We start from the raw sequence: 229 nt of genomic DNA, 5'->3' as shown, positions 1-229 counted from the left end.
CCCAAGGTCGCACGCCAAGTGCGTCAAATGGTTTAGATGCCGCTAAATCAAATACCGAGCAGGTTAAAGATAACGAGCCTTATCGATGGCGGCCAACAGGTAATGTTGTTGCTCAAGAAGTGAAGCCAGTCGTCAAACCGTCTACGCTTAAAAAGGCTCTTGAACATATCAAAACGCCAGAAATGGCGCAGCGACTCACGCAAGAAGCTGCTCAGCAAGACATTTGGGC

Annotated in this window: 1 protein-coding gene; it reads left to right on the top strand. The window is 48.9% G+C overall.

The features are described from left to right. Positions 1 to 229 (top strand): hypothetical protein (locus MRS74_RS23730; RefSeq protein ID WP_254582741.1); only part of this gene is annotated, 229 nt, incomplete at both ends.

The organism is Marinobacterium sedimentorum (assembly GCF_024267675.1).
Lineage (GTDB): Bacteria > Pseudomonadota > Gammaproteobacteria > Pseudomonadales > Balneatricaceae > Marinobacterium_A > Marinobacterium_A sedimentorum.
This window is presented reverse-complemented; position numbering and strand designations above follow the sequence as displayed.